Origin of the sequence: Xanthomonas sp. WHRI 6106 (assembly GCF_040202405.1) — a bacterium.
Classification (GTDB): domain Bacteria; phylum Pseudomonadota; class Gammaproteobacteria; order Xanthomonadales; family Xanthomonadaceae; genus Xanthomonas; species Xanthomonas cannabis.
Map to the genome: position 1 here is coordinate 424,650 of NZ_JBEGFC010000002.1, position 15,819 is coordinate 440,468.

27 protein-coding genes are annotated in these 15,819 nt (G+C 64.3%); 15 read left to right on the plus strand and 12 right to left on the minus strand.

The window, feature by feature from the left end:
- Positions 1-141 precede the first annotated feature (141 nt).
- The 6 genes from ABQZ09_RS05060 to ABQZ09_RS05085 are packed head-to-tail and all read right to left on the minus strand — an operon-like array spanning position 142 to position 2,214.
- Positions 142-678, minus strand: coding sequence for a hypothetical protein (locus ABQZ09_RS05060; RefSeq protein WP_349776274.1), 537 nt, complete (start codon positions 676-678; stop codon positions 142-144).
- Positions 668-916 (minus strand): hypothetical protein, encoded by a 249-nt coding sequence (locus ABQZ09_RS05065; protein ID WP_029996293.1) that lies wholly within the window; start codon positions 914-916, stop codon positions 668-670. The genes ABQZ09_RS05060 and ABQZ09_RS05065 overlap by 11 nt, the downstream gene beginning before the upstream one ends.
- Positions 913-1,434 carry a RuvC family protein gene (locus ABQZ09_RS05070; RefSeq protein ID WP_349776275.1) on the minus strand — a complete coding sequence of 174 codons (522 nt, stop codon included), beginning with the start codon at positions 1,432-1,434 and terminating at the stop codon, positions 913-915. Before ABQZ09_RS05070 ends, ABQZ09_RS05065 begins: the two co-directional genes overlap by 4 nt.
- Positions 1,431-1,652 carry a hypothetical protein gene (locus ABQZ09_RS05075; RefSeq protein ID WP_349776276.1) on the minus strand — a complete coding sequence of 74 codons (222 nt, stop codon included), beginning with the start codon at positions 1,650-1,652 and terminating at the stop codon, positions 1,431-1,433. Before ABQZ09_RS05075 ends, ABQZ09_RS05070 begins: the two co-directional genes overlap by 4 nt.
- A complete protein-coding gene (locus ABQZ09_RS05080; RefSeq protein ID WP_166752060.1) occupies positions 1,649-1,822 on the minus strand; it encodes a hypothetical protein in 174 nt (57 codons plus the stop codon). The genes ABQZ09_RS05075 and ABQZ09_RS05080 overlap by 4 nt, the downstream gene beginning before the upstream one ends.
- On the minus strand, positions 1,819-2,214 hold the full coding sequence (locus ABQZ09_RS05085; RefSeq protein ID WP_349776277.1) for a hypothetical protein: 396 nt from the start codon (positions 2,212-2,214) through the stop codon (positions 1,819-1,821). Before ABQZ09_RS05085 ends, ABQZ09_RS05080 begins: the two co-directional genes overlap by 4 nt.
- A 68-nt stretch (positions 2,215-2,282) precedes the next feature.
- Here ABQZ09_RS05085 and ABQZ09_RS05090 point away from each other — a divergent pair, with 68 nt between their 5' ends.
- Complete coding sequence (locus tag ABQZ09_RS05090; RefSeq protein WP_349776278.1) at positions 2,283-2,954, plus strand: hypothetical protein; 672 nt, start codon at positions 2,283-2,285, stop codon at positions 2,952-2,954.
- 26 nt (positions 2,955-2,980) lie between these two features.
- Here ABQZ09_RS05090 and ABQZ09_RS05095 read toward each other — a convergent pair whose 3' ends face one another.
- The 5 genes from ABQZ09_RS05095 to ABQZ09_RS05115 are packed head-to-tail and all read right to left on the minus strand — an operon-like array spanning position 2,981 to position 6,570.
- On the minus strand, positions 2,981-3,622 hold the full coding sequence (locus tag ABQZ09_RS05095; RefSeq protein WP_349776279.1) for a hypothetical protein: 642 nt from the start codon (positions 3,620-3,622) through the stop codon (positions 2,981-2,983).
- The gene (dnaB, locus tag ABQZ09_RS05100; RefSeq protein WP_349776280.1) at positions 3,619-5,148 is read right to left on the minus strand and encodes a replicative DNA helicase; all 1,530 of its coding nucleotides are present in this window, start codon (positions 5,146-5,148) and stop codon (positions 3,619-3,621) included. The genes ABQZ09_RS05095 and dnaB overlap by 4 nt, the downstream gene beginning before the upstream one ends.
- Positions 5,145-5,906 carry a helix-turn-helix domain-containing protein gene (locus ABQZ09_RS05105; RefSeq protein WP_349776281.1) on the minus strand — a complete coding sequence of 254 codons (762 nt, stop codon included), beginning with the start codon at positions 5,904-5,906 and terminating at the stop codon, positions 5,145-5,147. Before ABQZ09_RS05105 ends, dnaB begins: the two co-directional genes overlap by 4 nt.
- Positions 5,903-6,094, minus strand: coding sequence for a hypothetical protein (locus ABQZ09_RS05110; RefSeq protein ID WP_349776282.1), 192 nt, complete (start codon positions 6,092-6,094; stop codon positions 5,903-5,905). The genes ABQZ09_RS05105 and ABQZ09_RS05110 overlap by 4 nt, the downstream gene beginning before the upstream one ends.
- Positions 6,091-6,570, minus strand: a complete 480-nt coding sequence (locus ABQZ09_RS05115) for a phage regulatory CII family protein (RefSeq protein WP_349776283.1) — start codon at positions 6,568-6,570, stop codon at positions 6,091-6,093. The genes ABQZ09_RS05110 and ABQZ09_RS05115 overlap by 4 nt, the downstream gene beginning before the upstream one ends.
- Before the next feature lie 270 nt (positions 6,571-6,840).
- Between ABQZ09_RS05115 and ABQZ09_RS05120 the strand changes: the two genes are divergently transcribed.
- Positions 6,841-7,320, plus strand: coding sequence for a hypothetical protein (locus ABQZ09_RS05120; protein WP_349776284.1), 480 nt, complete (start codon positions 6,841-6,843; stop codon positions 7,318-7,320).
- Between the two features lie 464 nt (positions 7,321-7,784).
- Here the strand turns inward: ABQZ09_RS05120 and ABQZ09_RS05125 are convergent, their stop codons facing one another.
- Positions 7,785-8,039 carry a YdaS family helix-turn-helix protein gene (locus ABQZ09_RS05125; protein WP_349776285.1) on the minus strand — a complete coding sequence of 85 codons (255 nt, stop codon included), beginning with the start codon at positions 8,037-8,039 and terminating at the stop codon, positions 7,785-7,787.
- Positions 8,040-8,121: 82 nt separating this feature from the next.
- Between ABQZ09_RS05125 and ABQZ09_RS05130 the strand changes: the two genes are divergently transcribed.
- The 13 genes from ABQZ09_RS05130 (at position 8,122) to ABQZ09_RS05190 (ending at position 15,817) form a co-directional block, all read left to right on the plus strand.
- Entirely contained in the window at positions 8,122-8,616 is a 495-nt protein-coding gene (locus tag ABQZ09_RS05130; RefSeq protein WP_349776286.1) for a helix-turn-helix domain-containing protein, read from the plus strand.
- Positions 8,570-8,935, plus strand: coding sequence for a hypothetical protein (locus ABQZ09_RS05135; RefSeq protein WP_349776287.1), 366 nt, complete (start codon positions 8,570-8,572; stop codon positions 8,933-8,935). Before ABQZ09_RS05130 ends, ABQZ09_RS05135 begins: the two co-directional genes overlap by 47 nt.
- Positions 8,936-9,518: 583 nt before the next feature.
- Complete coding sequence (locus tag ABQZ09_RS05140) at positions 9,519-9,887, plus strand: hypothetical protein (protein ID WP_349776288.1); 369 nt, start codon at positions 9,519-9,521, stop codon at positions 9,885-9,887.
- Positions 9,888-10,209: 322 nt separating this feature from the next.
- On the plus strand, positions 10,210-10,425 hold the full coding sequence (locus ABQZ09_RS05145) for a hypothetical protein (protein ID WP_047693056.1): 216 nt from the start codon (positions 10,210-10,212) through the stop codon (positions 10,423-10,425).
- The gene (locus ABQZ09_RS05150) at positions 10,425-10,547 is read left to right on the plus strand and encodes a hypothetical protein (protein ID WP_349776289.1); all 123 of its coding nucleotides are present in this window, start codon (positions 10,425-10,427) and stop codon (positions 10,545-10,547) included. The genes ABQZ09_RS05145 and ABQZ09_RS05150 overlap by 1 nt, the downstream gene beginning before the upstream one ends.
- Positions 10,544-10,798 (plus strand): hypothetical protein, encoded by a 255-nt coding sequence (locus tag ABQZ09_RS05155; RefSeq protein WP_349776290.1) that lies wholly within the window; start codon positions 10,544-10,546, stop codon positions 10,796-10,798. The genes ABQZ09_RS05150 and ABQZ09_RS05155 overlap by 4 nt, the downstream gene beginning before the upstream one ends.
- Before the next feature lie 38 nt (positions 10,799-10,836).
- Positions 10,837-11,406 carry a hypothetical protein gene (locus tag ABQZ09_RS05160; RefSeq protein ID WP_349776291.1) on the plus strand — a complete coding sequence of 190 codons (570 nt, stop codon included), beginning with the start codon at positions 10,837-10,839 and terminating at the stop codon, positions 11,404-11,406.
- Complete coding sequence (locus ABQZ09_RS05165) at positions 11,403-11,681, plus strand: KTSC domain-containing protein (protein WP_349776292.1); 279 nt, start codon at positions 11,403-11,405, stop codon at positions 11,679-11,681. The genes ABQZ09_RS05160 and ABQZ09_RS05165 overlap by 4 nt, the downstream gene beginning before the upstream one ends.
- 528 nt (positions 11,682-12,209) lie before the next feature.
- Entirely contained in the window at positions 12,210-13,184 is a 975-nt protein-coding gene (locus ABQZ09_RS05170; protein ID WP_349776293.1) for a hypothetical protein, read from the plus strand.
- Positions 13,181-14,959, plus strand: coding sequence for a lambda-exonuclease family protein (locus ABQZ09_RS05175; protein WP_349776294.1), 1,779 nt, complete (start codon positions 13,181-13,183; stop codon positions 14,957-14,959). The genes ABQZ09_RS05170 and ABQZ09_RS05175 overlap by 4 nt, the downstream gene beginning before the upstream one ends.
- The gene (locus tag ABQZ09_RS05180) at positions 14,959-15,186 is read left to right on the plus strand and encodes a hypothetical protein (protein WP_228314926.1); all 228 of its coding nucleotides are present in this window, start codon (positions 14,959-14,961) and stop codon (positions 15,184-15,186) included. Before ABQZ09_RS05175 ends, ABQZ09_RS05180 begins: the two co-directional genes overlap by 1 nt.
- Positions 15,138-15,563: a zinc-finger-containing protein gene (locus tag ABQZ09_RS05185; protein WP_349776295.1), complete on the plus strand. Its 426-nt coding sequence runs from the start codon at positions 15,138-15,140 to the stop codon at positions 15,561-15,563. Before ABQZ09_RS05180 ends, ABQZ09_RS05185 begins: the two co-directional genes overlap by 49 nt.
- A complete protein-coding gene (locus ABQZ09_RS05190; RefSeq protein WP_349776296.1) occupies positions 15,560-15,817 on the plus strand; it encodes a hypothetical protein in 258 nt (85 codons plus the stop codon). Before ABQZ09_RS05185 ends, ABQZ09_RS05190 begins: the two co-directional genes overlap by 4 nt.
- The last annotated feature ends 2 nt before the right edge of the window (positions 15,818-15,819 follow it).

Genomic DNA, 15,819 nt, shown 5'->3' on the forward strand with positions numbered 1-15,819 from the left:
TTGTCCAAGCTGATCCTAGGGACGTAGGAATCTGGCAGAACTTTGGCGGAGACGCCAAATACCTGACTGGTTTGCTTTATTTCCATCGTAACCCCGAAAGTTGGTCCTATCCATGTCGCTAGATGTGGATCAGGATCGGACCTATGCTGCGACCGATCCGCTGAGAAAATCCATCCCCCTTTGCAGCTCTCGGCGATACTGCCACAACGACAGAGAGCCCGCATAGTGTTCGGCCACTATCCTTGACTTGACGACTTGGCTCGCGGCTACCGTAAACTCGGTGCGCACCACAAGCACGCGCAGCGGGAATCGCCTGGACATCGAGGCCAGGGCGCGATCGATCCAGCGCAGGTCGTCCGGGATACCGATATCGATGGCGACCTCCGGATTGTCGTGCGGCCTGTCGGCGTCGTTCCTTGCCCGGATGGGATCGACTGCCCAGGACGGGATCTCGCCCAGCCCTTTCAGTCCAGCTTGCTCTGCCATAAAGCGCCGACGCTGGCGCCCGTCCCGCTCGACCAGCTCGCAGAACGCCTGCTCCACGGTCTTGGGCGCATAGTCCTTTGCGTTTTCCAGCACGTGCCGGGTGCGGTCAGCGCGGCTCAGGGTGTATCGGTTTGCGTGGGCATATCCCCAGCGGCGCAGCTCATCGAGCAGCGGATCCTCATTACGCCGCATGGCGAAATTCCTCCAACGTTTCATCATCCAGCCGGAACTGCGGCAGCCTGCCGTCGTCCTGGCACATCCCCATCTGCCGGCTCTCGTTGCCTTTGCAGTGCACGATCCCCAGCGTTCGGTCGCGGCAGCTGCAGAAGGCGCACAGCCCGCGCTTGCGCACCGCAGCGGCGTACCGCTTCCGCAGCAGTTTTTCGTAGTACGCCTCCGGCCGGCTCAGGTTGGTCGGGTTGAGCGTCATGCAGCGAGGGCTCCCGGCTGGTGCTTCTGCTCGTGCCACAGCGCTAGCAGCAGCGCCTCGGCGCGGCCGTCGTCCTTCTTGCGCTGCAGCTGCGACGCGACGGACGGGAACCGGCGTATAGCGAGCTGCCGCGACGCGTCCTTGTCCTGACCGATCAGCCCGAAATGCCGCTTCCAGCTCTGCGGCTCGGCCAGACTGAAGGGGATGCCCATCACCTCGAGCACCGCTTTCGCCTTGGCATAGCTCTCGCCGAAGTTCATCGACGACTGCGCGCCGGCCTGCCGGCCGTCCTTGGGCGGCATCGCGCGCACCCGCTCCACGCAGCCGGCGAACACCGCGCCGGGATGCTGGCTGCGGATCTCGCGAATGAAGACCGCGATCGCGCGTGCATCCACTTCCTGCTTCTTGCCGACCGTCATCGTCGGCATGTCGAGGATCGGGCCGGCCTCACCATTGATCAGCGCAGCCACGGCGCCGGACATGCCGGGGTCAATGCCAAACGTCACGCGCAGGGTCATCGGGCACCCGTCTTCAGCGCGTACGCCTTCTGTGCGCGACCGCGCGTGCTTGCGAACGCCTTCTGCTTGCCGGCGGCGACGCGGCGCTCCACCTCCGCGATCGTTTCCGCGCCGTCGCGGATGGAATCGATGCAGCGAGCGTATGCCGGATAGGCAGCGGCGAACTCCGCCACGCTCCCGAACACTTTGCCCTCGAACCGGATCGGAGTGGTGGTCATGCCGCTTGCCTCCGCTCTGCATCTGCCTCGTCCCAGCCCTCGCGCCATGCCTCGCGCTGCAGCCGGCCATCGTCCCCCATGCCGTACATCGGCGACTGTTCGCGCTTCTTGCCGGCCTGTCTCGCGCGGCGGCCGGTGTCCACTGCTTGTTCGTATTGATGCTGGTTCATGCCGCCCTCGTGATGTTGAGTAGTTGGTCCTGGTAGTCCTGCCAGGCTTCAGTGCCGCGGCCGCCCAGGACGTCGAACGTCCAGGCGCGGAACTCGCGGGCGTGGTGCTTGAAACTGGGTCCGAAGACCTCGCGCATGCGGTCGCGGCTCATGCCGGGCATCTGGTCGCCGTCGTGATGCCAGGCGCCGACCGCGACGACCGCGTGCTGGCCGACCTGCTTCTGGCCGTGCAAGTCGCCGAGGTTGCGGTGATGAATCTGGGTGTGGCCGCACTGGATGGCGCGCTGCAGGCCGGCGGCGATGCGCCAGCGGCAGATCACACAGCCGAGTGCGCGGGCCGCATCCTGGTAGGCCTGCTCAGCCTTGGAGGCCGCTTTGATCGTCCGCTTCAAGACAGGGCTCCCGAAGCGATGACGGCTATGATCGACGGCCGGACTACTCCGTCAGGCTTAGCAGACTCATGACACCTCACAATTCGGCTAAACGCACGCAGGCTTTGGCAGTTTTTGGAGCCATTTTTTTCGGTGGATTGACAGGCTGGTCGCTTGCAGAAACCAAATCGGCTGGCTGGTTGCGTGCCGATTTGATTTCGCTTGCTGGCGCCCTGGGCACGTGGGCGGTGGGCCTGGGAGCTTTCGTATATGCTCGCGCGGCGCATTTGTTGCGGGAAACGGAATTGCGCCGAATAAACGAAGATCAGAGACGTGCGGAAATTGGAGAGTTCAACGCACTGAGGGGACAGATACTCGCCTTCCGGCTGCCAGTGCTTATGCTCGACAAGGCTAAGAGTTTCAGCGAGCCAAGCACTTGGGTGCAACCGCAAATGAAGGAGTGGCTGAACATGATCGAAGGTGCATTCCCTAAAGAAAATGCTATTGCCGGCACTGGTCGATACGCTATTGATGCCACTGTCATTAAATTCCTTACCTTGAGTCTTCAGGCCAGCGCTTTCAGGGTTCAAGTCGACCTTCTCGCCGCGGAGCTGAGCGGTGAAATTGTCCCGGTTAACCAGTTTCACGTCGAAAAATTCGAAATTATCGAACTGGCCGCAATTGAAACGGCCAGCGCGGTAGATGAGCTTGCGCAAATGCTTGACGAGATCCGCGCAGAGTTCATCGCTGAGGCGAGATAAACAAACCGCGATTTCGAAACGGCAATTCATGCAGCCCTCCGCGCCGGTACCGGCTGCGCACCCTGTCCGTTCGCCATGAGCCAGAATTCGGCCAGCACGTCATTGATCAGCACGTGCGCGTAGGCGCTGCCGATGTGGCGCGTGATGCCTTCGAACAGCCGGCGGAACTCGTCCTCATCCATCGAGTCGAACGCCAGCGACCGCGCGACGGTGACGGGGATCGTTTCGATCCTCGGCAGGACTTCGCGCAGCAGCTTCGCGGCACCTGGACCGAAGGCTGCATCTGAAGCGGCGAGCACTGCGGCAACCACCGGCGTGGCGTCCATATCGATCTGCTCGCAGCAGACGTTCGCCTCGCGCTGCAGCTGCTTGATCGCCTCGTGGCTGTCCAGGCCTTCCCAGCCTTCGACGTTCTCGACCATCAGCTGGCCGATCTTGTGCAGCAGCCGGTGGCGCCAGGCATCACGCGGCGCCTTGATTTCCAGCCGGACCTCTTGCCCGCGCCGGTAGCCGCGCTGCTTCATCAGCTCGCGGTCGATCGGATGCTCGGCGAGCATGGCCAGCCGCTCCTCTCCGGTGTCCAGCACCACCACGCGCTCGATCAGCGCATAGATGGGGCGCGATGCGCGCTTGGCGCGAATCTTCTTGGCTGCGGCGGTCATGGTCATGCGTCGACGTCCTGCCGCTGGGCGCGGGGCTTGAGACTGCGGTAGCCGCGTGCGCGTGGCGCCGGCTTGCCGTCGTCGCTTTCGATCGGCGCTGGCTGCCAGTACTCGGGCAGGTTCTGGAACTTGAAGCGCTCCGGCATGTAGAGCACGCGCACCTCGCCAGGCGGGCCGCTGCGCTGCAGCGGAACCAGCAGCTCAGCAGTGCCCTTCCAACGACTGTCGCGGTGATATACCTCGTCGCGATAGATGAAGATCACCGCATCGGCGTCCTGCTCGATCGAGCCGGAATCGCGTAGGTCTGCCGGCTGCGGGCGCTTGTCTGGGCGGTCCTCCAGCTTGCGATTGAGCTGCGACAGCAGTAGCACCGGCACGCCCAGCTCACCGGCCAGCAGCTTCAGGCCGCGGCTGATATCGCCGACGCCATTGGCGCGGTTGTCGCCCTGGATCTCCATCAGCTGCAGGTAGTCGATGACGATCAGGCCCAGAGGCTTGCGGGCGTGCTGCCGGCGTGCCTGCGAGCTGACGTGCTCGACGCGTGCGCGGCGCGGCCGGCTGACGAAGATGTCCGCCGCGCGCAGCTTGCGCATCGCGCTGGTGACGTTGGTCCAGTCCGCGTCGTCCAGATCGCCGGAACGGATCCGGTTGCCGTCGATGCCACCGACCGAAGCCAGCATGCGGTCGCCCAGCTCCTCGGCCTGCATCTCGAAGCTGAAGACCGCGACCGCTTTGCGCAGGTGCAGTGCGACGTGCTCGGCGATGTTCTGGGCGAGCGTGGTTTTGCCCATCTTCGGGCGTGCCGCCAGCACGTACAGGCCGCCCGGCTTCAGCCCGCCCAGCAGCGTGTCCAGGTCATCGATGCTGGTGGTGATGCCGTGGATGCCGCCGCCGTCGCGTGAGCGCTCGCCCAGGCGCTCGAAGACCCGATCCATCACCGGCGCAACCGCTTCGAGCTCGCAGGGCTGGCTATCCATCAGCGACCCGATGCGCGACTGCGCGGAGCCGATCAGCTCGATGCTGCTTTGCCCCTCCGGGTTGAAGCCAGCGTTGGCGATATCGGTGCCGACCTGGATCAGGCGGCGCAACCGCGCCTTGTCCGCGACGATCTCCGCGTATGCGCGGATGTTGGCCGCCGACGGCGTCGTGTTGGCGAGCTCGATCAGATACGCGCCCTCGCCCACCTGGTCCAGCAGCCCCTGAGCCTCAAACCAATCGCCCAGCGTCACCACGTCGAAGGGGCGGCGCGGCTGCGCGATGGCCATCTCGCGAATGGCGCGAAAGATCAGCCCATGGTCACGGCGGTAGAAGTCGCTTTCCTCCACCAGGTCGGCAATGTCGTCCCATGCGCGGTTGACCAGCATCAGGCCGCCCAGGACAGCCTGCTCGGCTTCCACGCTGTGCGGCGGCAACCGCAATGCATCCGATGGCCGACCGTGCCACATAGACGCGCTCTCGGTGCGCTCGGCGTCCAGCTGATCGAGAAATCGCGACTCGTCGGCGTGGTGGTCGTAATCGTGGATCGTGCTCATGCGGCCACCCGACCGGCTTGCGCCTCAGCGTCGCGCACACGCCGGTACTGCTCGCCGATGGTGGTCAGCGTGTAGCCGGTCGCCGGGTGCAGGAACCAGATCTTCTGCCAGTTGCCGCGCACCGCGTTGCGGAAGACTGCGCGCCAATCGGCATAGCGCTTTGCTGCCCCGCTGTAGCGGTCGGCGAACGACAGCCAGGCCAGTTCGATGAACTCCTCTGGGATCGCCGCCTTCTCCGCCCAAGTGAACACCGGGTCATCAGCACGGATTGCGTCCTCGTCACCGAGCGATGCGTTCCAGCTGTCGAAGGTCAGCAGGCGGTTCTTCGGCGAAGCGCTGGCGGGTGCTTCGCTGTTGTTGCTTTTAGGTTCTTTACGGTTAGACCGCAGCTGCTGCGGGGGTGACTGCGGCATTTGCGGTGGTTTGTGCAGATTTTGCGGGGGTTCCACCGCAGCTGCTGCGGGGGTGCAGCCACTGCGGGGGTGCAGCTGCTGCGGTGGTTGGTAGGCGTCCGGAGTGATGACGTATCGGGTGTGTCGGCCATTCGCGCGGTCAGCGGTGACCAGGCCAACCGACTCAAGCCAGCGGATGGCGCCGTGCACTGTTCGCTCGCTCAGACAGGTGCGCTCGCAAATGGTCGGAATCGACGGCCAGCAGTGGCCCTGATCGTTCGCGTTGTCGGCAAGCGAGATGAGCACCGCCTTGGGCGACGGCGGCATGGTCATCGGCCAGCACTGGGACATGATCAGCGTGCTCATGCCAGGCGCCCTGCCCGCTCCATGCGCTTCACCTGGCCGGTGCTGCGGCTTTCGCATTCGCGCTTCATGTCGAGCCAATAGGCGCGCGCCAGGTTCGGCTTGCCGGCGGCCTGCGCCTTCCTCAGCAACTCCGCCAAGCGGCGGATGCGGCGCTCACGGCGCCAGTCTTCGAGCAGCTGCTGGATCATGCTGCGGCCCTCGTGACCTTCGCCTCGGCGAACGCGGCCTGCGCCATCTGGCCGAAGATAGCCTGCAGCTGACCGCACAGGGTCGCCAGTGCCTTCGCCTCATTGAGGGTGAGCACCTGGTCTGCGTACGAATCGGCGATGAGCTTGCAGAGCTTGCCCTTCAGCTCACCGGCATCCAGCAGGGATTCGACGACACCGCCGGCCAGCGTTACGTCCGCGCGCTGGACGATGAAGTCGTGCTCGGCGGCCAGGGCGTGCAGGATTCTGAAGTCGCCGCTCAGCCCCATGATCTCGCTGGCTTCGGCCAGGGTCAGGTGGTGCGTGCGCGTGTTCGGGTTGACCTTGCTGCGAAGCACGGCCGCAGACATCGGCTTCTCTTCGCCGCGGTCGTTGATGGAGATGAGGCGGGTGGCCAGGGCCACGCTGCCACCGGGATAGTCCAGAACGGTTTTGTGTGCTGCGTCAGCGATGTTCACGGGCGGGATACCTGAACGTGGTTTAGGACACCTGCCCTGGCCAGGATGTGCGCCATGGACGCACTACAGAAACGGCTCAGAGCAGCGAGGAAACGGGCGCCGAATGTCACGACGATCATTCGGTGGAAAGGCAGCGTCTTTGCGCTGCGGTGGGTCAACGAACGGATGGACGTTCGGCTGCTACGGAAGGCTTGAGACGTGAAGCGAAGAGGCGTCGCCCCCCTTGCGGTAGGCTGCGGTTACGACACGCACAGCCCGCAGGAGGGCGACATGGAACTGTTGGATCGTGACTTTCAGAGGGAATTGCTTATGGCGCTCGCCAGCACCTTTCCCGTTGACGCCTTGGTGCAATCGCTCCCTGGCTACAATCAAGGGAACCGGCTCGTGGTCAACGCCATGTACCTGAGCGAGCACGGCCTCTTGAATTGCCGAATGCAGGTAGCCGACGGGGTGCCTCACCTGGTGTATGCGGTGATCACGGCTGACGGCATGGACTTTCTCCAGGCAGATGGCGGGCTCGGAGCGATCCTGGGAGTGGTAACGGTCAGGCTCCACGAAGAAACCCTTCAGCACTTGCTTGAGTCGAAGGTTCGCGAATCGGATTTGCCCCCGACACAAAAGACGCGATTGCTCGATCAGCTTCGCAAGCTGCCTGCCGAGACCACAAAACACCTCGCCATGAAGCTGGTGGACGCTGGTCTGAAGCACGCGCCTGATGCACTGCAGCTACTTCAAAATGCCGTGGGCTAGCAGCCATGCGACGCATCACCAGCCAGCTGCTTTCAGTCAGACCGATGCAGAACTCATCTACGGTGATCGCCCCGTGTTGGTCTTCGACGAACAGACCGCGCGGGGCTGCCACCAATGCGTCGATGCGCACGCCCTGCAGCTGCCCAGCGGACTTGTGGGCAGGCGTGCTTTCGACGATGTCGATGTGGACGGTGCCGTCTGCAGACTGCCGGCGGCGGGCCTCAACACCTGGCGGAAGTGAGAAATCGACGTCTGTGCCGCCCAGGACGCGAGTGCCTACGGCGCGCCCGCTCTCGGGATCGACTGCGATCGAGAAATTGGCCTGGTATGCACGCGCGACTCGGCCGGAAGCCACGTCATTGGCGACCGTGGAGATGATCAGATCCTGCAGCGACGGGCGCGCCGACTCTGCGCGGCCGGGCTTGTTGAGCCAGTCGCGCACCCACAGCCGAGGATTGAAGCGGTCAGGCAGCATCCGCCACCTCCCCTTCGGGGTTGGCTGGCGCTGGGCCGAAGACGTCGGGGCGCAGGTCGTGTCGCGATACGCCAGTGGCGGATTCGATCTTGATCACGAACTCGGCGGGAACCGAGTGACCACGATGAATCCATGCCCAAACGTGGCCTTGCCTGACGACACGTGTCTCTGTCGCAAGAATTCGGGCCAGTGCGCTTTGTCCGCCGGCCGCTTCTACTGCTCGCTCTAGGGGGGTCATGTCCATGCGGGCAGAATACAACCATGGTTGTATTAGTCAACAACCAATGTTGTTTGCGGACTACAACGCCTGTTGTCAGGCTTGCGCGATGGAACTCCGTGACCGAATCGCCCAGGCGATGCAGCATGCCGGCCTTACTCAGGACGCACTAGCGAAGCGTGTCGACGTCAGTCAACAGGCTATTCAGAAGTTGCTATCGGGGCTGTCCAAGACTTCTCGGAAGCTCACCGAAATAGCCGTGGCATGCGGCGTTAGACCTGAGTGGCTGGCTGCCGAGGAGGGATCAATGCTTGGCGATGCGGCGCTCGTGCCCGCCGCGTCTCACCCTGAGCGAATCGACTTCGACAGAATGGCGCTCACGGTCTCGGTCGCTAGGCATCTGATTGAAGTTCGCGGGGACCCCCCCGAATTCATTGAAGATCCGGTGATGTTGGAGATCGCCTACCAGGTCGTAGCCACATATTCGGACGCGTCTCGTCCGAGCAACGTGCTCGATCTGACAAAAATATTGGCGAAGAAGCTTAGGGGAGTAGTGGATGGAGAAAAAGCAATTCGAGGATCTGGCGCGGCGTCTAGCCGCTAGAAGTAAGGAACTACACGCCCGGGACGGCACCAAACCTAGACTTGCTGTTGTCTCCAATGATTTGGAGCAGGTACCGAACAAAGAACTTGATGCTTTTGAGCGCGAGTCGCACCGCAAGCTGATTCGACACATCCGCCGCAGGTGGGGGTTTCCAATGCAGGTACTGATTGACCAAGCCTGTTTCGGCATCTCTGGCATTGAGCGCATGAACGACGCTGCACTGGTGCAGCTCCATAGGGATCTTGAGCGTGCACAGGAATGTATGCGCGAGGGAATTGCATTCGAGGATGCGGGCCTACTTCGTTCGCACTACGGGTAACAGCAAGGGACGGTATGAAAGCAAAAACAACGATCTCCTACGTAATTTTCGGCATCGCTCTCTTCGCATCAGGCTGCGCGAGCTACAGCAGCACGAGTGACCGCCCTCCTCTCGTTGAAGTATCTTCAGACAAGACTCCAGCCACCTATCTAGGTTGTCTAGAGCCAGCCTTTGTCGAGATATGGCCCCAGGCAAAAACCATCCGCGACGGTGCAGCGTCGGTGGTGATGGTCGCAGTGGGAAGTACCGTCCCCGTAACCGTGCGTGTCGAGAGCGAGGGCGATGGATCGCGCGCGCAATACCGACAGCTGCACGATTTGAACTTCGCAAATTTCAAAAAGGCCCGAAGCGCAGTGCTTGCGTGTAAGTGAGTCCGGTGCGCATGTCTTCGTCGTGATAACCATGGCAAAGGCCGCGCATGCAGTGAGGCCGTCGCAAAGCTATTAATTCCCTGAACCTGATAGATATCAGCAATGATGCTTCTACAACTTTAGTTGTTGCAAGCCAACAACCTTAGTTGTATTGTTCTCCTATGCCTCAGCGAACCCGGATCCCGTCCCGGGAAGTGGCTTGGAGAATCATGATGTCCAGCACCCGCCACCCGTACCACCCGCAATGCGGCTGCGCGACCTGCAGCCAGCATGAGCTGTCGGACGAGCGCGCCGACGTCCTGGCCGGTTCCCTTCACCGCTCCGCCCATGTCCTGAGCGAAGCGCTGGGCGAGCTGACCGACGAACAGCTGGCACTGATAGCCGGCCACGTGGCAGACGGCAACGACTCCGCTGCCGCCGAAATCCTGCGAATCGCCGTCGCCGACTACCTGTCGCAGCTGATCACCGGCCGCATGGATGACGTGGACTGCTCGCGCATCGAGGCGGTGCAGCACTACCTGACGGTGTACGAAGCCAAGCCGGCGCCGGTCGCCGTGATGCCGTGGCGGGTGGCCGCATGAGCCTACTTTCCAATCCCACCTATGCCCTGCAGTTCATCGGCTCGGCGCCGCCCGACCTGCGCGGCCTGTCGGCGAGCTTCGCTAAGGCGGGTGCTGCGGCCGGCGTCCACGATCCAGTCAATCACGTCCTCGCTCCATCCACGATGGATGTACGCATTCACGAACCACTCCTCTCCGGATTTCATGTCCGAGGTGGTGACCCGCAGCATGTAGCTGGCGCTAACTCCGATAGGCATGGCGGGGGAATCTCAAGGCGACCGGTCACCAGTGTCTGCGTGCGAGTCTTCGCGCTGCGTACAAGCAAGCTTGTCCGAGGCGCCGCATGAGCGCCGTCATTCCCTTTCCGGTTTCTGCCCGCGGCGCCGATCTGGTCCGCGCCATCGCTACGGAACGAGGCTACGGTCCGGTGGTCGCTGGTCAGCTGGCCAGGACCTTCCGACCCGACAACGTGCGCCCACTGCGGGTGCAGGCATCGCAGCACGTGCGCGAGCCCGAAGAATCGGCGACCGCGTTCGGCGACGGCCCGGAGGCTGCGTGATGGACAAGATGGACGAGAAGGAATTGCAGCGCCACATGCTGCGCGAGGACGTGCCGTTCGCCCTGATCTGCATGGTCATCGGCGCGGTTCTGACGCTGCTGGCGCAGGTGGTGTTCTCGTGACCGGTCGCAGCTACGCCGGCTTTGCCTGGCTGTGCGCATCGGTGCTGCTCCTGGCCGCCCTGGCGCTCTTCGCCTATGCCCGGAGCGCACACGCCATCTGCTCGGCGGTACTGGTTGTCGGCTTCGTGCTGTCGCTGCACCTGCCTCAGAGCTGGAGCAATGCCCGGGCACGTGCGCACCGCGCCGAGCCGCCGCCGGCTGTCGACCACTCCATTTCCTTTCCCGAACAGCCGCGCCGCGGCGTCCGTTGATCCCCGCCGGCGCGCCGGCACCACCCGACGAGGTTCCAATGTTTCAACTCGACAAACACGAGGCGTCCATCGCCAACGTCAACCAGCGCATCCAGCGCCATGGCGAAGAGCGCCAGCTGGCCGCCGACATCAAGTTCGTGCTGAGCGTCGGCAACGAGGCGCTCGATTCGTTCGACTCGACGCTGCGCCACGACCTGTTCCGTAAGCCGGCCAAGGGCGAGCAGCAGGACTTGCCGCAGATCGGCGGCGATGGCCTGACCGCGGTGAAGCACCCGGCGCTGGAGCCGTTGAAGCTGAGCCACGAGTTCACCGGCTTCGAGATGCACCTGGCCGGCCTGCTGCAAGCCGGCGAGCCGATTGTGCTGGTCGACGTGAAGCTGAAGCGCTTCGTGATCGAGCCAAAGGAAGGCGGCAGCTTGGCCATGTCGTTCACCGCATCGGCCGAGGTCGAGCCGCAGGAGCTGGCCGAACTGTCGGAAGCGTTGATCCGCGAAGACGTGCTTCTGACGCTGATCGCGCCGAAGCGTGCCGGCGCCGCTGCCGAGGATCTGACCGACGGCAGCGACACGCTGGATGCGCAGGACGCGGAAAACGCCGCTGCCGCATGAACGCGCCTGCGCATATCGCGCTGCAGGACGTCGAGAGCCGCCAGATCGCGGCGATCGGCCACGACGCCGCCAGCCAGACGCTGGCCGTGCGCTTCAAGAGCTGGAAGGGCGAAGCCACCTCGCTCTACCACTACGACAACGTGACCGCCGAGGACTTCGCCGCGCTGCAAGCAGCCGAGTCGAAGGGTGGCCACTTCAACAAGGTGATCAAGGCCGACCCGGCGCGCTGGCCCTACCGCAAGGTCGAAGACCGCCCGCTCGCCGACGCGGCCTGATCCCGAACCCTGATCCGTGGCAGGTGTCCACGGACGCGATCGCACCGCGCATTGACCCTCGAAGGTCAGACGTTAAAGGCAGGAAGGGAACCGCCCGCACCGCCGACACGTGCGCAAGAAGGAGCGGAAGGCGAAAGCCTATACAGCCGGGAAAGACCGGCCCCAGCGAAAGCTCATGGGTGAACGAGTGGCGCGGATGCAACGCCGCTGACCGCCGGGAAAGACCGGCCTCTATTCATAGCGGAGCGGCCTGCGATCAACGAGCGTTCCTGTCTGTCGTATCGAAGACCAGGCCGCTCCGCTATGGAGGGAATGCGCAGTAGTGATGCGCTCAAACGTGACACCAGCACATCGGCGATAGCGATGGCACGACTGAGGCGGACACCTGGTAAGCCGCCGCCGGAACAACACCACCGGCCCCTCCACCAAACCCCGACGCGTAGGGCGCGAGCGAGCCCAGCGTGGCCCCGGCTTGACGGGGCACCTCATTCCCACCTCGCCGGGACCTCCGGCTGGAGCAATCACGCAATGAACGCACAGGTACAAGAAGGCCAGCTCGTCCCCGAGGAAGGCATGGCCGCCATGATCAACCGTTCGGAGATCGAGCAGCAGATCACCACTGCGCGCCGATTCCCGCGCTCGCTCAAGCGCTTCCGCGACGAAGCCATCCAGATGGTCACGCTGAGCCAGAGCATCGCCGAGCAGTGCGTCTATGCCCTGCCCCGCGACGGCAAGACGATCGAGGGTCCATCCGCACGCTTTGCCGAGATCGTTGCCTCTGCCTGGGGCAACAACCGCGCAGGCGCACGCGTCATCGACGACAAGGGTGAGTTCATCACCGCGCAGGGTGTCTTCCATGACCTGGAGCGCAACGTGGCGATCACCTACGAGGTGCAGCGCCGCATCGTCGATCGGCAGGGCCGCCGCTTCAAGGCGGACATGATCGGCGTCACCGCGAATGCCGCTTGCTCTATCGCATTGCGCAACGCCGTGCTGAAGGGCGTGCCGAAAGCCTTCTGGGAAGACATGTACGTTGAGGCGCGCAAGGTCATCATGGGCGACATCAAGACCCTGGCGAACCGGCGCGCCGATGCGCTGGCGCACTTTCAGCGCTTTGGGATCTCGGCCGAGCAGGTCTGCGCCAAGTTGGACGTTGCTGGTGTCGAAGATATCGGCCTGGAGCATCTCGTCCTGCTGCGCGGGATCGTGACTGCGATCAAGGAAGGCGACACCACGCCCGAGGACGCGTTCGCAGGTACCGCACCTGCACCTTCCCAGAAGCCGGCCGGCTATAGCGCGGAAGCGTTTGCCGCTGCTCTGCCGTCTTGGAAAGCAGCAATCGAAGGCGGCAAGAAGTCGGCAGCCCAGATCATCGCGATGGCGGAAACGAAGGGCTCCCTCACGGCAGAGCAGCGTGCACAGGTCTCGGCCTTCGAGAAGCCTGCACCCTCTGAGCAGTCCGGCCCGACCTCTGGTGAAGGCAGCGAAGGAGAGCAGGCATGAAGATCGTAGAGCTGATCCAGGGCACGCCGGAATGGCATGCCCACCGCGCTACCCACCTCAATGCCAGCGACGCGCCGGCGATGCTCGGCTGCAGCCCGTACAAGACGCGCGCGCAGCTGGTGCGCGAAGTCGCTACCGGCGTTGGTGAGGAACACGACGACGCCACGCTCCAGCGCTTCGCCGATGGCCACCGCTACGAAGCCCTCGCGCGCCCCATCGCCGAACAGATCATCGGCGAGGATCTGTACCCATGCGTCGGCGAAGAGGGGAAGTACTCGGCCAGCTTCGACGGCCTGACCCTGCTCGAAGAAACCGCGTTCGAGCATAAGAGCCTCAACGACGACCTACGGCGCGCCATGGTCGACGGTTGCACGGGCGCAGATCTGCCGCTGGTCTATCAGGTCCAGATGGAGCACCAGGCGATGGTCTCCGGCGCGGCGCGAGTGTTGTTCATGGCCTCGAAGTGGCGCGGCGATGAGCTGGTCGAGGAGCGCCACTGCTGGTACACGCCGGATCCCGAGTTGCGCGCACGCGTCAGCGCCGGCTGGGAGCAGTTCGAGGCCGATGTCGCCGCCTACGAGCGTGTCGAAAAAGCGGAACCGGTAGCCAGCGGCCGCGCTCCGGATACGCTGCCGTCGCTGCACATCGCCGTGACCGGCATGGTAACCGCGTCCAACCTCGCTGAGTTCAAGGCATCGGCCATGGCTGTGCTGAGCGGGATCAACCGCGAGCTGCAAACCGACGACGACTTCGCCAATGCAGAGCAGACCGTGAAGTGGTGCAAGGGCGTCGAGGAGCGGCTGGAGGCAACGAAGCAGCAGATCCTGGGCCAGACCGCCGACATCGACGCGGTGTTCCGGACGATGGACGACGTGGCCGCCGAAGCGCGCCGCGTGCGCCTGGAGCTGGACAAGCTGGTCAAGGTCGAGAAGGACAACCGCCGCAGCCAGATTGTCGCCGCAGGGGTACAGGCTGTGCGCGACCATTATGCGTCGATCAATGCGGGACTCGATGCGCACGCGTTGGCGGTGCCGGCCACGCTGCAGGCCGACATCGGCGCGGTGATCAAGGGCAAGAAGTCGATCAGCAGCATGCAGGACGCCGTCGGCACAGCTGCCGCCAACGCCAAGATCGCCGCCAGCCAGCAGGCCGAGCGCGTGCGAGCCAACGTGCGCGTGCTGGAAATGGAGATGGGCACCTTCGCCGGCCTGTTCCATGACCGCGTGCAGCTGTGCGCCACGAAGTCGCCGGAGGATCTGCGCAACCTGATCACGGCGCGCATCACCGAGCAGCAGCGCGTCGATGAGCAGCGCCTGGAAGCGCAGCGCGAGAAGATCCGCCAGGAAGAGGCCGACAAGCTGGCGCACGAGCAGGAGGAGCGCGAGGCAGCGCAGCGTCGCGCCGATGCCCAGGCCGAGGCAGCACGTGTCGCTGCCGCTGCGCCTGCTCCCGCTGTTCCCGCGCCGGCGGCCGTGTCGGCACCGGTGCCGGTGGCGCCTGCTCCTGCTGCCCTCTCCCCCGCTCTCTCACAGGCGGTGAAGTCTCTGGCCGCGCCAGCGACAGCCCATGTGGTGCGCATCAAGCTCGGCGACATCAACGCCAAGATCGCCCCGCTGACGATCACCGCCGACGGCCTGGCGCAGCTGGGCTTCCTGCCGGTGACGATCGAGCGGGCCTCGAAGCTGTACGACGCCGCGCAGCTGCCGGCGATGTTCGCCGCCATGCAGCGGGTGTTCGCGCGCGCCGCCACCGACAGCTACCAGCAGGCCGCCTGATGTTGCGCACCTGCACCAGCTGCGCGCGCCGCCTGCGCGAATGCCAGTTCCCAATGCAAGGCGGTCGCGTCGTCAGCGTCTGCGCGCCCTGCCGGAACGACATCAAGCGGGCGCAGGCCAAGCTCGCACCGATCCGCCGTGATCCCGAGCAGATCCGGCTCAACAACGTCGCTGCGCTGTGGCACGGCCCGGTGCGGCGCACTCACCTGCTGAGGAATGCCGCTTGAACCGTTCGAATCCGCGCCCCTGCCCCTACTGCGGTCAGGACGATGAGCTCGTGACCGGCCGAGAGGTGTATCCGCACCGCCCCGACCTATTCGCGAAACCACTCTGGGCATGCATGCCGTGCCGCGCGTGGTCAGGGTGCCATCCAGGCACCGAGAAGCGCATGGGTCGCCTCGCCAACGCAGCAACGCGGCAACTCAAGATGCGCGCGCACGAGGCCTTTGACCCACGCTGGAAGTCGGGCGGTATGAAGCGAAAAGACGCCTACGCCTGGCTGCGCGAACGCACCGGTCTGGACGCGCGCGAATGCCATATCGGATGGATGTCGGACGAAGACCTCCGCCGGGTTATCGAAATCTGCGAAGGAGTGACCGCATGACCCGCCACCTCGCCCGCCGCGCGCCGAAGCGCAACGGCGGCTTCTCCTGGGGTCGCTTCCCGACTAGCGACGGCGCCTTCATCACCTGGCGCATGTTCCGCCGCGATCACACCAGCGCGCTGCACATGCATGCGCTTACCTTCACCGCCAAGGACGAGCCGGCCTACGTGGCGAAGCAGCTGCGCCGCGCACGCCGGCAGCTGCGCGATCGCGTGGACGACATCGACCTTGTGGCAATGGGAGTAGCGGCGTGAGT

Coding starts and splice junctions, on each gene's coding strand:
- ABQZ09_RS05140 (WP_349776288.1), top strand. CDS start 9,519: ATGTCCAGCACCCGCCACCCGTACCACCCGCAATGCGGCTGCGCGACC.
- ABQZ09_RS05070 (WP_349776275.1), bottom strand. CDS start 1,434: ATGACCCTGCGCGTGACGTTTGGCATTGACCCCGGCATGTCCGGCGCC.
- ABQZ09_RS05090 (WP_349776278.1), top strand. CDS start 2,283: ATGACACCTCACAATTCGGCTAAACGCACGCAGGCTTTGGCAGTTTTT.
- ABQZ09_RS05120 (WP_349776284.1), top strand. CDS start 6,841: ATGGAACTGTTGGATCGTGACTTTCAGAGGGAATTGCTTATGGCGCTC.
- ABQZ09_RS05145 (WP_047693056.1), top strand. CDS start 10,210: ATGAGCGCCGTCATTCCCTTTCCGGTTTCTGCCCGCGGCGCCGATCTG.
- ABQZ09_RS05105 (WP_349776281.1), bottom strand. CDS start 5,906: ATGAGCACGCTGATCATGTCCCAGTGCTGGCCGATGACCATGCCGCCG.
- ABQZ09_RS05175 (WP_349776294.1), top strand. CDS start 13,181: ATGAAGATCGTAGAGCTGATCCAGGGCACGCCGGAATGGCATGCCCAC.
- ABQZ09_RS05190 (WP_349776296.1), top strand. CDS start 15,560: ATGACCCGCCACCTCGCCCGCCGCGCGCCGAAGCGCAACGGCGGCTTC.
- ABQZ09_RS05150 (WP_349776289.1), top strand. CDS start 10,425: ATGGACAAGATGGACGAGAAGGAATTGCAGCGCCACATGCTGCGCGAG.
- ABQZ09_RS05165 (WP_349776292.1), top strand. CDS start 11,403: ATGAACGCGCCTGCGCATATCGCGCTGCAGGACGTCGAGAGCCGCCAG.
- ABQZ09_RS05080 (WP_166752060.1), bottom strand. CDS start 1,822: ATGAACCAGCATCAATACGAACAAGCAGTGGACACCGGCCGCCGCGCG.
- dnaB (WP_349776280.1), bottom strand. CDS start 5,148: ATGAGCACGATCCACGATTACGACCACCACGCCGACGAGTCGCGATTT.
- ABQZ09_RS05170 (WP_349776293.1), top strand. CDS start 12,210: ATGAACGCACAGGTACAAGAAGGCCAGCTCGTCCCCGAGGAAGGCATG.
- ABQZ09_RS05180 (WP_228314926.1), top strand. CDS start 14,959: ATGTTGCGCACCTGCACCAGCTGCGCGCGCCGCCTGCGCGAATGCCAG.
- ABQZ09_RS05060 (WP_349776274.1), bottom strand. CDS start 678: ATGCGGCGTAATGAGGATCCGCTGCTCGATGAGCTGCGCCGCTGGGGA.
- ABQZ09_RS05075 (WP_349776276.1), bottom strand. CDS start 1,652: ATGACCACCACTCCGATCCGGTTCGAGGGCAAAGTGTTCGGGAGCGTG.
- ABQZ09_RS05095 (WP_349776279.1), bottom strand. CDS start 3,622: ATGACCATGACCGCCGCAGCCAAGAAGATTCGCGCCAAGCGCGCATCG.
- ABQZ09_RS05130 (WP_349776286.1), top strand. CDS start 8,122: ATGGAACTCCGTGACCGAATCGCCCAGGCGATGCAGCATGCCGGCCTT.
- ABQZ09_RS05065 (WP_029996293.1), bottom strand. CDS start 916: ATGACGCTCAACCCGACCAACCTGAGCCGGCCGGAGGCGTACTACGAA.
- ABQZ09_RS05125 (WP_349776285.1), bottom strand. CDS start 8,039: ATGGACATGACCCCCCTAGAGCGAGCAGTAGAAGCGGCCGGCGGACAA.
- ABQZ09_RS05160 (WP_349776291.1), top strand. CDS start 10,837: ATGTTTCAACTCGACAAACACGAGGCGTCCATCGCCAACGTCAACCAG.
- ABQZ09_RS05110 (WP_349776282.1), bottom strand. CDS start 6,094: ATGATCCAGCAGCTGCTCGAAGACTGGCGCCGTGAGCGCCGCATCCGC.
- ABQZ09_RS05135 (WP_349776287.1), top strand. CDS start 8,570: ATGGAGAAAAAGCAATTCGAGGATCTGGCGCGGCGTCTAGCCGCTAGA.